Source organism: Chromobacterium sp. INPA-IVC (assembly GCF_059047085.1).
Genome location: NZ_JBTNLS010000004.1, coordinates 1 through 13,745, shown reverse-complemented (window position 1 = coordinate 13,745; position 13,745 = coordinate 1). Strand labels below are relative to the sequence as shown.

The 13,745-nt window shown below is 63.7% G+C and carries 8 protein-coding genes, 4 tRNA genes and 1 pseudogene; 6 read left to right on the top strand and 7 right to left on the bottom strand.

Features of this window, described 5'->3' with window-relative positions:
• The first annotated feature begins 89 nt into the window (after window positions 1-89).
• Together ACX17K_RS07655 and ACX17K_RS07650 are read left to right on the top strand one after the other, a co-directional pair.
• The gene (locus tag ACX17K_RS07655; protein ID WP_493774353.1) at window positions 90-2,192 is read left to right on the top strand and encodes an acid phosphatase; all 2,103 of its coding nucleotides are present in this window, start codon (window positions 90-92) and stop codon (window positions 2,190-2,192) included.
• 130 nt (window positions 2,193-2,322) lie between these two features.
• Window positions 2,323-3,720, top strand: coding sequence for a DHA2 family efflux MFS transporter permease subunit (locus ACX17K_RS07650; protein ID WP_493774352.1), 1,398 nt, complete (start codon window positions 2,323-2,325; stop codon window positions 3,718-3,720).
• A 47-nt stretch (window positions 3,721-3,767) separates the two neighbouring features.
• Here the strand turns inward: ACX17K_RS07650 and ACX17K_RS07645 are convergent, their stop codons facing one another.
• The 3 genes from ACX17K_RS07645 to ACX17K_RS07635 all read right to left on the bottom strand — a co-directional run bounded on the left by ACX17K_RS07645 (window position 3,768) and on the right by ACX17K_RS07635 (window position 7,734).
• Complete coding sequence (locus ACX17K_RS07645; protein WP_493774351.1) at window positions 3,768-4,847, bottom strand: ABC transporter ATP-binding protein; 1,080 nt, start codon at window positions 4,845-4,847, stop codon at window positions 3,768-3,770.
• Entirely contained in the window at window positions 4,840-6,582 is a 1,743-nt protein-coding gene (locus ACX17K_RS07640) for an ABC transporter permease (protein ID WP_493774350.1), read from the bottom strand. Before ACX17K_RS07640 ends, ACX17K_RS07645 begins: the two co-directional genes overlap by 8 nt.
• Window positions 6,583-6,648: 66 nt before the next feature.
• Window positions 6,649-7,734, bottom strand: coding sequence for an ABC transporter substrate-binding protein (locus tag ACX17K_RS07635; protein ID WP_493774349.1), 1,086 nt, complete (start codon window positions 7,732-7,734; stop codon window positions 6,649-6,651).
• A gap of 120 nt (window positions 7,735-7,854) precedes the next feature.
• Between ACX17K_RS07635 and ACX17K_RS07630 the strand changes: the two genes are divergently transcribed.
• Both ACX17K_RS07630 and ACX17K_RS07625 read left to right on the top strand, forming a co-directional pair.
• Window positions 7,855-8,535, top strand: a complete 681-nt coding sequence (locus ACX17K_RS07630) for a response regulator (protein ID WP_493774348.1) — start codon at window positions 7,855-7,857, stop codon at window positions 8,533-8,535.
• Window positions 8,528-9,928: a sensor histidine kinase gene (locus tag ACX17K_RS07625; protein WP_493774347.1), complete on the top strand. Its 1,401-nt coding sequence runs from the start codon at window positions 8,528-8,530 to the stop codon at window positions 9,926-9,928. Before ACX17K_RS07630 ends, ACX17K_RS07625 begins: the two co-directional genes overlap by 8 nt.
• A gap of 45 nt (window positions 9,929-9,973) precedes the next feature.
• Here the strand turns inward: ACX17K_RS07625 and ACX17K_RS07620 are convergent.
• The 4 genes from ACX17K_RS07620 to ACX17K_RS07605 form a co-directional block, all read right to left on the bottom strand.
• Window positions 9,974-10,060: transfer RNA gene (locus tag ACX17K_RS07620), tRNA-Leu, on the bottom strand.
• Between the two features lie 61 nt (window positions 10,061-10,121).
• A tRNA-Leu gene (locus ACX17K_RS07615) sits at window positions 10,122-10,208 on the bottom strand.
• 32 nt (window positions 10,209-10,240) lie between these two features.
• Window positions 10,241-10,327 (bottom strand) — tRNA-Leu (locus ACX17K_RS07610).
• A gap of 51 nt (window positions 10,328-10,378) precedes the next feature.
• Window positions 10,379-10,465: transfer RNA gene (locus ACX17K_RS07605), tRNA-Leu, on the bottom strand.
• A 73-nt stretch (window positions 10,466-10,538) separates the two neighbouring features.
• On the opposite strand from ACX17K_RS07605, the pseudogene rnr reads away from it, so the two are divergent.
• Together rnr and ACX17K_RS07595 are read left to right on the top strand one after the other, a co-directional pair.
• Window positions 10,539-12,821, top strand: a pseudogene (rnr, locus tag ACX17K_RS07600) (ribonuclease R); the annotation flags it as partial.
• Window positions 12,822-13,557: 736 nt separating this feature from the next.
• Window positions 13,558-13,745 (top strand): hypothetical protein (locus ACX17K_RS07595; RefSeq protein ID WP_493774346.1); only part of this gene is annotated, 188 nt, incomplete at its 3' end.

The window sequence follows — 13,745 nt, the reverse complement described above, 5'->3', positions numbered from 1 at the left end:
CGCGCGGAAAATACTGAACAAATGTAAATGCAATGTAACATGCCGTTGCGATACTGCGCGCTTTCCGTCAAATCGCAAGGAAATCCGTGATGCAACGTTTAGCCTGTGGCCTGGCGCTGACCCTGGTCGGCGCCGCCGTATTGAGCGCCTGCGGCAGCGGCGGCGGCTCTGCCTCCACCAGCGGGGTGGTGACCGGCAGTTATTTCCGCCACGCCAAAGTCTGTCTGGACCGCAATGGCAATGGCCGCTGCGATGCCACCGAACCCTCGACCTATACCGACGACAATGGCGCGTTTCGTCTGAGCGGCCAAGGCGGTGTGGTGGTGGAAGTGGGTACCGATGCCGTTCGGTACGACCCCGACACCCAAACCGCGGCGCCAGTGACTGATCCCTTGGTATTCCGCGCTCCGGCCGCCGCCAGCGGCGTGGTCAGCTCGCTGTCCACCGAGGTGGCCGACCTGATGGACGGCGGCATGGATCTATCCAGCGCGCGCAGCGCGGTGGCCGCGCGCGTGGGCGTGTCGGCGGACAAGCTGCTGGGCGACCACAACAAGGAAAGCGATCCCGATGTCAAAGCGGCGCTGAAGGCAGCGATCAACCAGAACATCGACGCCATCGCCGGCGCGGTGAAAGAGGCGGGCGCCGGCGGCGACGTCAAAGGCAGCCTGCACAAGCGGATGGCGCTGTCGGATATCAAGAACGTGGTGGTGATCTACGCCGAGAACCGCGGCTTCGACAATCTGTATGGCTTGTTCCCCGGCGCCAACGGCATCCCCGGCGTCAACCCGTCTTCCAGAGGGGGCTATGTCGCGCAGAAGGATTTCGACAACTCGACCCTGCCGGCGCTGCCGCCGACCTGGGGAGGCTTGACCGCGGGCGGCCAGGCTGTGAGCCTGAGTCAGGCGCAAACCATGGGCTTCGTCAACAAGCCGTTCCAGATCGACAATCCGAGCGGTTTGAACGGCACCGGCGTGGTGGTGCCGCAATCGGTGATCACCCGCGACCTGGTGCACCGCTTCTACAACAACCAGATGCAGATCAATGGCGGCGCCAACGACAAGTTCGCCGCTTATTCCGACGCCGGCGGCCTGTCCATGGGCTATTACGACGGCAGCAAGATGGCGATGTGGAAGCTGGCCCAGCAATACACGCTGGCCGACAACTTCTTCATGGGCGCTTTCGGCGGCTCCTTCCTCAATCACCAGTACCTGGTCTGCGCCTGCGCGCCGCAGTATCCGAATGCCGATGCTTCGCCGGCCAAGGGCAGCATCTCTGCGATCGACACCGACGGCAAGGGCAATTTCGTGCGGCTGACGCCGGCGGCCAATACGCCGGCATCCGTGCTCTCCGGCGCGGCCAAGTATCTGAACGACAATAATTTGACGCCCAAGGACGCGGCCGGCATGTACTACGCCGTCAACACCATGCAGCCGGCGTTCCAGCCCAGCGGCAACGCGCCGGCTTCCAGCGACGCCAGCGGTCTTTACGCCGATCCGACCAAGGCCAACACCTTGCCGGCGCAGACCCAGGCGACCATCGCCGACCGATTGGACGCCAAGAAGATCAGCTGGGCCTGGTATGCCGGCGGCTGGGCGCAATCCATCGCCGACCGCAGCAAGATCTACAACGGCAGCGTGCCCAATTTCCAGGCCCACCATCAGCCGTTCAACTACTATGCCAGTTTCGATTCGTCCAAGCAGGCGGCTTATCGCGGCCAGCACCTGAAGGATTTCGATCAGGACTTCCTCAGCGCCGCCGCCGCCGGCACGCTGCCGCAAGTGGCGTTCTACAAGCCGCAGGGCAACCTGAACCAGCATGCCGGCTACGCCAGCGTGGCCGACGGCGACGCCCACATCGCCTCGGTGATTTCCAAGCTGCAGCAAAGCCCGCAGTGGAAGAACATGCTGGTGGTCGTCACCTATGACGAAAACGGCGGTTTCTACGATCACGCGGCGGTGCCCAAGGGCGACCGCTGGGGGCCGGGCACCCGGATTCCGGCCATCCTGATTTCGCCGTTCGCCAGGAAGGGTTATGTCGACCATACCCAGTACGACACCGCCTCCATCCTGCGCTTCCTGACCCGCCGTTTCGGTCTGCAGACCTTGCCGGGTGTGGCCGCGCGCGATATCGCCTTGGTGAGAAACGGCGGCAAGCCGATGGGCGACTTCACTTCGGCGCTGACCTTCAACTGAGCGGCTACGCTCCATGGACTGCCAGGCCGCCCGCTTTGTCGGGCGGCTTTTTGTTAGCGTTCATGACATTCGGCACGCAGATGGCTGCGGAGTGATAAACTGAAACGCTTCCCGCTCATATCTTTTTGTCATGCAGTTGAAAATCGCTCCCGGCATGCTGACGCCGCTCATCGTCGCCACGGCGCTGTTCATGGAAAACATGGACGCCACCGTGATTTCAACCTCGCTGCCGGTGATCGCGCAGGACTTGAGAGTCGACCCGATCTCGCTGAAGCTGGCGTTGACGTCCTATCTGGTCAGCCTGGCGGTGTTCATCCCCATCAGCGGCTGGATGGCAGACCGTTTCGGCGCCCGCCGCATTTTTCGTTCCGCCATCCTGGTGTTCATGCTGGGTTCGCTGCTGTGCGCGATGACAGGCAGCCTGCACGGCTTCGTTCTGGCGCGCTTCCTGCAGGGCATAGGCGGGGCGATGATGGTGCCGGTGGGGCGGCTGGTGATCTTGCGCACCATAGACAAGGCGGATTTGGTGCGGGCGCTCAGCTATCTGACCGTGCCGGCATTGCTGGGACCGGTGATAGGACCGCCGCTGGGCGGGTTCATCAGCACTTATTTCCACTGGCGCTGGATCTTCCTGATCAACATCCCGATCGGCTTGCTGGGCCTGGCCCTGGCTGGGCGCTTCATCGCCAATCTGAAAGAGGATGAAGTGCCCAGGCTGGATTGGTGGGGCTTCCTGCTAACCGGCGCCGGCCTGTCGATGCTGATGCTGGGCCTGGCTACCGAAGGCAAGCACATGCTGTCGGCCACGGCATCCATCTGGCTGAGCCTGCTTGGCGCCGCGCTGCTGCTGATCTACCTGCGGCATTACCGCCGACAGACGCATCCGTTATTGGACCTGTCGCTGCTCAGGCTGCCCACGTTCCATGCCGGCGTGGCCGGGGGCTTCGTGTTTCGCGTCGGCATCGGCACCATTCCCTTCCTGCTGCCCCTGATGCTGCAACTGGGCTTCGGCTTTTCTCCGTTCGAGTCAGGCCTGCTGACCTGCTCCACCGCGATGGGCGCGATCGGGATGAAGACCATTGTCTCCAAGGTGTTGCAGCGGTTCGGCTTCCGGCAGGTGCTGGTGGTGAACAGCATTCTGGCGGGATGTTCGGTGGCGGTGTACTCGCTGTTTCAGGCGGATACGCCGCATTGGCTGCTGCTGTTGGTGTTCGTGCTGGGAGGTTGCTTGCGTTCGCTGCAGTTCACCAGCTTGAACGCGATCACTTTCGCCGATGTCGACAAGGAACGGCTTAGCCATGCCACCAGCTTGTCCAGCGTCGCGCAGCAACTGGCTGCCGGCTTCGGCGTGACGGTGGGCGCGTTCGCGTTGCAAGGGGCCGCCTGGATGCAGGGACATCAACAGCTGACCGCCGGCGATTTCGGCCATGCCTTCCTGTTCATGGGCGGCCTGACCATATTGTCCAGCCTGCAGTTTTTGAAGTTGAAGCCGGATGCCGGACGGCAGGTATCGGGCGGGCATGAGTGACGGCCGTTCCGGGTTTGCGCCTGGAACGGCTGTTTGCAGGAGGCTAGCTAGGCTGGATTGGAGGCTTCCCGGCCGAACGCCCAAGTGTCGCGCTCGCCGAACTCCAGCCAGCATTCGCCAGCCGCCCTGGCTTCCTGGCCGTAGGCGCGCAGCCGGTTTTCCCCCTGTTGCAACAGGTATTCCCAGCGGTCGCCCAGATACATCGAGGTGAGCAGCCTGGCCGGCAGTCGGTTGTGGCCGGGCTCGTCGCGCACGCGCAGCCGCTCCAGCCGGATCACCGCCTGCGCTTGGCTTCCCGCCGGCAAGGGCTGGCGGGCGGTGGCCCTCAGCTGCCAGCCGTCGCCGTTCAGAATGACGCTGTCGCCTTCGCTGGCGGCGACGGTGGCGCTCAAGGTGTTGTTGGCGCCCATGAATTGCGCGCTGTACAGGCTGGCGGGCTGGGAGTAGAGCTCGGTCGGCGTGCCGGCCTGTTCGATGCGGCCGTGCTTGAGCAGCAGGATGCGGTCGGACATCGCCATCGCTTCGCTCTGGTCATGGGTGACGCACAGCGCGGACAGTTTCAGCTCTATGATCAGTTCACGCAGCCAGGCGCGGGCTTCCTCGCGCAGCTTGGCGTCCAGGTTGGACAGCGGCTCGTCCAGCAGGATGACCGGCGGGTTGTACACCAGGGCGCGGGCGATGGCCACTCGCTGCTGCTGGCCGCCGGATAGCTGATGGGGGTAGCGCTGGCCCAGCGCGCCCAGACCCAATTGCTCCAGCACCTGTCCCACGCGGTCGGCTATCTCTTTCTGCCCGGTCTTGCGCAGCTTGAGGCCGTAGCCGACGTTTTCCGCCACCGTGCGGTGCGGCCACAGCGCGTAAGACTGGAACACCAGGCCCAGCGAGCGGTTCTCCACCGGCAGGTTGTGGCCGGCGTCGCCGTCGTACAGGGTTTGTTCATTGAGACGGATGGAGCCGGCTGAGGGCTGCTCCAACCCGGCGATGGCCCGCAGCAGCGTGGTTTTGCCGCTGCCGGAAGCGCCCAGCAGCGAGACGACTTCTCCGGCATTGAGGGTGAAGGACACGCCTTTGAGGATGGGCGTGGCGTCATAGCTGAGAAACAGATTGTCGACGACGAGCTTAGTCATGCAGTTTCACTCCCAGGCGCAGCGCCACGGCCAAGCCGGCGCCCACCATCAGAATATTGATCACGGATAGCGCGGCCACCTGGTCCACCGCGCCTGTGGCCCACAGCGATACCAGCAGCGAGCCGATGACTTCTGTGCCGGGGGACAGCAGGTAGACGGCGGTGGAGTATTCACGCTCGAAAATCATGAAGATCAGCAGCCAGCTGGAAATCAGGCCGAAGCGGATCAGCGGCAGGGTGACGTCCAGGCTGGCGCGGCGCGGGCTGGCGCCGACGCTGCGGGCGGCTTCTTCCAATTCCGGCCCCACCTGCAGCAGCGCGCTTTGCACCAGCCGCATGCCATAGGCCAGCCAGACCACGGTGTAGGCCAGCCAGATCGAGAACATGCTGTTCTTAGCGCCCTGCAGGCCGGGGACGAACAAGAACACCCATAGAAAGGCGAGGCCGGCGAGGATGCCGGGCACCGCGCGCGGCAGCAGCACCAGATAGTCCAGCAGGCGGCTGCCCCAATCATGGCGGCGATGGCCGGCGAAGCCCACCAGCGTGTAGAAGCCCACCGCCAGCGCGCCGCCTATCACGCCCACGCCCAGGGTGTTGACGATGGCGCGCACGATGCTGTCTTCCTCGAACAGCAGGGAGAAGTGTTCCAGGGTCAGCGCCTCGGCCAGGGATACGCCTTCACCCCAGTGACTGACCACCGAGCGCAGCGCGATGCCGGAAATAGGCACCGCCACGGTCAGCAGCAGCCACAGCAGCACGATGGCGACGGCGGGATAGCGCCAGGCCCCCAGCGACAGCGCGTGCTGGCGGCCGGCCTTGCCCTTCACCGTGACGAAACGGTTGGCGCTGCGCAGCAGGCGCCGCTGCAGCAGGACCAGCGGAAAGGTGATGGCGATCAGGCATACCGCCACCGCGGCCATCAGGTGATAGGAGGGAATGCCCAGCTTGTTGGTGAGCTTGTAGAGATAGGTGGCCAGCACCAGATGGCCTTCCGGGTCGCCCAGCACCAGCGGCAGGCCGAAGATCTCGAAGCCGAGAAACAGCACCAGCACGCCGGAAAACAGCAGCGAGGGCATGATCATCGGCAGGCTGACGTCGCGCGCCACCCGGAACGGGCTGGCCCCGGCCACGCGCGCCGCTTCCTCCACGTCCGATCCCAGATTGCGCAGGGCGGCGGAAGCGTAGAGATAGATGTGCGGCACATGGGTGAGGCCGGCGATGACGGCGATGCTGGTCAGCGAATAGATGCTCCACGGCAACTCGTCCCAGCCGAACAGCTGCTTGAGCCACAGCGAGTAGAAACCCACCGGGCCAGCGGCCACCACGTAGCCGAAGGCCAGCACCATGGGCGAGACGAATACCGGCGTCAGCAGCAGCGGCTCCAGCCAGCGGCGGCCGGGCAGGTCGGTGCGGACCATCAGGAAAGCGAGCACGCCGCCCAGAGGTATGGCGATCAGCGCCATGCCGACGGCGATGGCCACCGAGTTCTTCAGCGCGGACCAGAAGTCCGGGTCGGCGAAAATGAAGCGGTAGGCGCCCAGCCCCAGGCTTTTGTCCGCCATGAAAAAGGGCTGGTTGAGCAGGCTCTGGTACAGCACCAGCGAAAGCGGCGTCATGACTGCCAGCGCGACGCAGGCGATGATCAGATTGCGCCAGCATAGGTGGCGCGTCAGTCGGCGGCCGGGCGCGGTTGGCGGCGCCGGCGGCGATGCCGCGGCGGTGGAGGAAGTGTGCATTGCGTGGACTCCGGAGTATGGCGTCCGGCGCGGAGACGATGCGGCGCGCCGGGCGAGGGGCTGCGCTCAGTTTTTCAGCGATTGCTGCCAGTTGCGCATGAAGTCCAGCCGCTTGGCCTGGTCGAGGTAAACCAGCAGGCCGGGGCCGATCTGGATGGGCTTGATGCTGCTGCCCAATTGCTGGTTCAGCGCGGACAGGGAGGCGGCGCCGCCGACGTCGGATCGCAGCGAGAACAGGTCGGCTTGATTGGCGAGGATGTCCTGGCCGCGCTTGGACAGCAGGTAGTCCAGCCACAGGCGGGCGGCGCTGGGATTCTTGGCTTTCTTGGACACGATGGCCAGCCGGCTGGCGACCTGGGTGTAGTCCTTGGGATAGACGTAGCCGATGGACGGGTCCTTCTTGGCCTTGGCGAAGGCGTAGGAGCCGAGGATGTTGTAGCCGATCAGATTCTCGCCGGAGGAGATGCGCTCCATCATCGCGCCGGTGGAAGTCTGCAGCTTGACGCCGGATCGGCCCAGCACGCGCACCAGGTCCCATACGCCTTGCTGGCTGTAGCGGTAGTCCTGGGTCAGGAAGTTGAAGCCGACGCCGGAGCGCTCGATGTCGTAGGTGGTGACCTTGCCTTTGAAGCGCGAGGGATTGGCCTTCAGGATGCGGATCAGGTCGGCCCGGGTTTGCGGGATTTCTTCAGGCTTGAGCAGGCGCTTGTTGTAGACGATGGCCACCGGCTCGTAGGTGGTGGCGTAGGCTTGTTGCTGGTAGTGGGCCCATTTGGGCAGATTGGGCGTCTCGGGCGAGGCGTAGCTGGCGGCGTAGCCGTCGTTGACCAGCTTCACCTGCAGGTCCATCGCCGAGCTCCACACCAGATCGGCGCTGGCGCTGTTGGCCGCGTTTTCGCTGATGAAGCGGTTGTAGATCTCGGTGGTGTTCATGTCGTGGTATTCCACCTTCACCGCCGGATACAGCGACTGGAAGTCCTTGAGCAGCGGCCGCGCGACGGCGCTGTCGGTGGCGGAATAGATGATCAGCTTGCCTTCCTTGGCCGCGGCAGCTTCCAGATTCTGATAGCTGGACGGATAGTGCGCCGGCGCCGCCCAGGCGGAGCCGCTTAACGCCGCGACGCAGAGTGATAGTTTCAGCTTGCCTTGCATGATGCCTTCTCCTGTTGGAGCCCTGACCGGGCCCGTCTTGATTCCGCGGCTCTATTGGCTGCGGTCTGGCAAGCATGGTATTAGAGTAAACCTTTCAATCCGCTTTCAGCTTGGCAAGTCATGCGCATTCTCCTGGTGGAAGATAATCTGGCTCTGGCCGAATCCCTGCTCAAAGCCCTGACGCAGGCGGGTTTCGCCGTCGACGCGATGCATGACGGCCAGGACGCCGATCATGTGCTGCATACTCAGGACTATGCGCTGGTGATCCTGGACCTGGCTCTGCCCAGGCTGGATGGCTGGGAAGTGCTCAGGCGTTTGCGGGCCCGCCGCAAGTCGGTGCCGGTGCTGATCCTGACCGCGCACGGATCCGTGGAGGACCGGGTGCGGGGGCTGGATATGGGGGCGGACGACTACTTGTCCAAACCGTTCGACCTGGTGGAGCTGGAGGCCAGGGTGAGGGCGCTGATACGCCGCAGCCACGGCCATGACCACAATTTGCTGGCGGTGGGCGGGCTGAGCTATGACGGCGGCAGCCGGGTGTTCGCCCTGGCGGGCCAGGCCTTGAAGCTGACTCCGCGCGAGCACGCGGTGCTGGAGCTGCTGATGCTGCAGGGCGGCAAGGCCATCAGCAAGGAGGCGCTGTCCGAGCGCATTTTCGGCCTGGACGAATCCGGCAGCGCGGAAGCTATGGAAATCTACGTGCACCGGCTGCGCAAGAAGCTGGCGCACGGCGACGTCGGCATCGTCACCTTGCGTGGCCTGGGCTATCTGCTGGCGCGGATGGATGGCGGCCATGGCTAGCGGCCAGGCTTGGCGGCGTCCGGACAGCCTGCGGCTGCGCTTGTTGTGGGGGCTGTTGCTGCCCTTGCTGCTATTGCTGTCGCTGGACGCCTATCTGACTTATCAACGCAGCCTGGCCGGCGCCAACGCGGCATTCGACCGCATGCTGCACACTTCGGCCCGAGCCATCGCCAACGGCATCAGCAGCCACAACGGAGAAATCCGGGTGGACATCCCGTACTTCGCCTTGCAGATGTTCGAGAGCAATGCCGCCGGCAAGGTGTTTTACCGGGTCAGCGACGAGAAGGGCAGAGCGCTGACCGGCTACGAGGATTTGCCGGCGCCGGCGAGAAAAGGCGCGGGGGCGCCGACGCTGCAGTTTTCCGACGCCGACTATCTGGGCGAGGAGGTGCGCCTGGTCAGCCTGCGGCAAACAGTGCGGGACATGCTCACGCTGCGGGACCAGGATGTCTTGGTGCAGGTGGCGGAAACGCCGGAGTCGCGGCAGGAGCTGGCGCGCAGCCTGTTGTTGGGCTCTTTGCTGCAGGAAATCCTGCTGGTGTTGACGCTGCTGCTGATCGTCTCGCTGGCGGTAAGCCGGGGGCTGCGGCCCTTGCGGCGTTTGTCGGCCGAGGTGGCGTCGAGAAACGAAGACGATCTGGAGCCTCTGCCCAAGGAGGGGCTGCCCAGCGAGCTGGCGCCGCTGGTGGACGCGCTCAATCTGCACGGCGAGCGGCTGCAGCGTTTGTTCGCCGCCCGCCGCCGCTTCATCGACGACGCCGCCCATCAGTTGAAGACGCCGCTGGCCGTGATGCAGACCCAGGCGGAACTGGCTTTGCGCGAGGAGGAGCCAGCCGAACAGCGGCGGCAACTCCGTCGATTGCTGGCCGGTCTGCGCCAGGCGGGGCACATGGTCGCGCAGTTGCTGCAGATGTCGCGGCTGGAGCCGGACAACGGCCAGCCCATCGAGCTGGAAATGGTGGACGCGGCGGCGCTGGCGCGCGAGGTGGCGCTGGAGTGGGCCGCTGCCGCTCATGAGCGCGGCGCGGACCTGGGATACGAGGGTGAGGACAGCGTTTCCGTTCGCGGCAATCGCGCCCTGCTGCGAGAGTTGCTGAACAATCTGCTGGACAACGCCTTGCGCTACGCAGGAGAAGGGGCGGTAGTGACGGTGGCGGTGCGGAATGAGCAGCATGCCTGTCTGGAGGTGAGAGACAGCGGCCCAGGCATTCCGGAAGCGGAGCGGGAAAAGGTGCTGCTGCGGTTTTATCGCCTAGCGGGAGAGAAGCGGGACGGCAGCGGATTGGGCTTGGCCATCGTCAGGGAGATCGCGGGGCGGCATGGCGCGCGCTTGTCGCTGGACCAGGCGGTGGAAGGCGGATTGCGGGTGGGCGTGCATTTTCCGGAGCGCTGAAAAACGAAAACCCCATTGCCGAAGCAATGGGGTTTTCGTCGAATTTGGTGCCCAAGAGAAGACTCGAACTTCCACACCCTTGCGGGCGCTAGGACCTGAACCTAGTGCGTCTACCAATTCCGCCACCTGGGCAAAACTCTAAATTGTATCGCTGCTGAAAATCTGGAACTGGAAGCACCAAATTTTAAATATCTGGTGCCCAGGAGAAGACTCGAACTTCCACACCCTTGCGGGCGCTAGGACCTGAACCTAGTGCGTCTACCAATTCCGCCACCTGGGCATTTGTTTCGCGATGCTTTAATCAATCTGTATTGGTGCCCAAGAGAAGACTCGAACTTCCACACCCTTGCGGGCGCTAGGACCTGAACCTAGTGCGTCTACCAATTCCGCCACCTGGGCCAACCAGATTTTCATGATGCCAGCTTAGCGACGGGCTTACAATAGTAAGATTGGTGCCCAAGAGAAGACTCGAACTTCCACACCCTTGCGGGCGCTAGGACCTGAACCTAGTGCGTCTACCAATTCCGCCACCTGGGCGTCGCTTTGCGGTATCATTCTGTTGCATCGCTGCAACGAGAAGCGAATTATAGACATAATTCTGAGGGTGTCAATGGCTCAAACCTCAAAAAAGCAAAAAAGTCCTTCCCTCCGCGAACAGGATCCGTTCCTCGAGAGGGAAAAACTCAAATATTCCAATCCCTTGCCCAGCCGCGAGTTCATCATGCAGATTCTCGCCGAGCAGGGGGTACCGTTATTCCCGGATGAATTGGCCGGCATGCTGTCGATTCATGGCGACGAATCATCCTTCTTTGAACGTCGTCTGCGCGCGATGGAGCGCGATGGCGAGATCATCATTAATCGCAAAGGCGCGGTTTGCGTCGCCCAGAAACTCGACCTGATCCGCTGCAAGGTTTCCGGCCATCGGGATGGTTTCGGCTTCGCCATGCCTGACGAGGGCGAAGGCAAGGGCAGCGACATCTTCCTGCCCGAGCGCGAAATGAGGAAGGTGATGCACGGCGACCGCGTGATGGTGCGGCCGTCCGGCGTCGACCGCCGCGGCCGGCAGGAAGGCCGGATCGTCGAGGTGCTGGAACACGCGGTGACCAAGCTGGTCGGCCGCATCCAGCATGAGCGCGGCGTATGGGTGGTGCGGCCGGAAGATCGCCGCATCAACCACGACATCCTGATCGAACCGGGCGGCGACGCCGGCGCCAAGGATGGCCAGGTGGTGATGGTGGACATTCTGCAGCAGCCGGACGCCCGCCATCAGCCGGTCGGCAAGGTGGCCGAGGTGCTGGGGAACTACGCCGACCCGGGAATGGAGATCGAGATCGCGCTGCGCAAGCACGCGCTGCCGCACCGTTTCCCGGATGACGCGCTGGCTCAGGCCAAGGAAACGCCGAAGAAGGTGCGCAAGAAAGACTGGACCAAGGACCGCGTTGATCTGCGCGAACTGCCGCTGGTGACGATAGACGGCGAAACCGCGCGCGACTTCGACGACGCGGTATATGCCGAGAAGCAGGGCAAGGGCTACCGCCTGGTGGTGGCGATCGCCGATGTCAGCTTCTATGTGCAGCCGGGCGACGCGCTGGACAAAGAGGCGCTGGATCGAGGCACTTCGGTCTATTTCCCGCGCCGGGTGATCCCGATGCTGCCGGAGGCGCTGTCCAATGGCATCTGCTCGCTGAATCCAGACGTCGAGCGCATGTGCATGGTCTGCGACATGCAGATCAATGCCAAGGGCGAGGTCAAGAAGTACAAGTTCTACCCGGCGGTGATGCAGTCCAAGGCCCGCCTCACCTACAACCAGGTGTGGGACTGGCTGCAGAACAGCACCGATCATCCGATGCTGCCGCACGTGAAGGATCTGTACGCGCTGTTCAAGATCCTGCTGGCCGCCCGCTCCAAGCGCGGCGCCATCGAGTTCGACTCGGTGGAAACGCAGATGATCTTCAATGACCAGGGCAAGATCGAGCGCATCGTGCCCATCGTGCGCAACGACGCGCATCGCTTGATCGAAGAGTGCATGCTGGCGGCCAACGTCTGTTCCGCCGATTTCCTGCAGAAAAACGGCCATAAGGCGCTGTACCGCGTCCATGAGGGGCCGACTGAGGAAAAGCTGGAAAACCTGCGCACCTATCTGCGGCTGGTCGGCCTGGTGCTGGGCGGCGGCGACAAGCCCTCCGCCAAGGATTACGGCAAGCTGGCCGAGCAGATCCACGGTCGCCCGGATGCGCCGGTGCTGCAAACCATGTTGCTGCGCTCAATGCAGCAGGCGGTCTACACCCCGGACAACCACGGCCACTTTGGCTTGGCTTACGAAGCCTATACCCATTTCACCTCGCCTATCCGCCGCTATCCGGATCTGTTGGTCCATCGGGCGATCAAGGCGGTGTTGAAGGGCGGCAAGTACAAGCCGGGCAAGTGGGCACAGCTTGGCGTGCACTGCTCGATGACCGAGCGGCGCGCCGACGATGCCAGCCGGGATGTCGAGTCCTGGCTCAAGACTTACTATATGCGCGACAAGGTCGGCGAGATCTTCCAGGGCAAGATCAGCGCGGTCACCAGCTTCGGCGTATTCGTGTTGCTGGACGATGTATATGTCGAAGGACTGGTGCACATCTCCGAGCTGGGCAAGGACTACTTCCATTTCAAGAAGGATGTGCAAGCCATCGTCGGCGAGAAGAGCGGCGTTCAGTACCGGCTTGGCGATGTGCTGACCGTCAAGGTTATGGGCGCCAATCTGGAAAGCTCCCAGGTGGACTTCGCGCTGATCAAGGACTCTCCGGCGGCGCAAGAGGCGACCGAGGGCGCAGTCGAGAAGCGGGGTCCCACCCGTTCCAGCCGCCGCCGTCGCGGCGGAAAAGCCGAAGGAAGCGCAGGGGCGCATGCTCCTATCGTGGCGCCGGCGGGCAGCGAGCAGCCTGAATCGAAACCGGCTGGTTTGCCGCGGGCGCCGGCGGGACGCAGGCGTTCCGCCCAGCCGACCGGAGAGGGCAGGGCTGCTCCTGTGCCGGCTGCAGATCAGGCGGCCAAGTCTGCTGAAAGCAAGACGCCAGCTTCAAAAGCCGAGAGCGCGGCGCCTGAGTCCAGCATTCCGGCTGCCAAGCCGGCGGGTCTGCCTGCGGCTCCGAGAGGGCGCGCCCGCTCGGCCAAGCCGGCTATCGGCGAGACCGGAAAGACGCCGGCTTCTGCGGCCCGGCAGACCGCCAAGCCAGTGGAGGGCCAAGCGCCGGCAGCAAAAGCCGAAGGAGCGGCCTCCAAGCCCGCAAACGCGCCGGCCGCGCCGAAAGGACGTGTCCGTTCCTCCAAGCCGGCCGAAGAAACGCCGGCTGGCGCTTCGGCTGCAAAGGCTTCGCCGGCTGCAGTCAAGCCGCCGGTCCGTCGTCAGGTGACGAAGGGAGGCCAGGATGCTCCTCCGGCGGTCGCGCCGACTCAAGAACCATCGCAAACGCAGCCGGCGGCGCGCAAGCGCGGCAGCGGCAGGAGCAATGCCAAGAAGCGCGCTGGCGAGGAGTGATCAGCTGTTATCTATATTAATAGGTATAAGCGAACCGGCTCGAATCCATGATTCGAGCCGGTTTTGTTTGGCGGCGACAGCTTTGGAATGTGGCTCAGGGGGAGTTGTTTTGCGTTTTGATGAAAATCCTTCCCGACCGCTTTTCTTGCAAATCAACGCCTTGCGCGTGCTGGCCGAAGAAAGTTCATTTTTTCTCGCAAAAGGTGTTGACGGGTGTGGGGCCCGGGCGTATAGTTCGCCTCCTCAGCTGACGCAGCGAACGAAACAGCGGAAACGAAACGGTTCCGGTGAAGACGA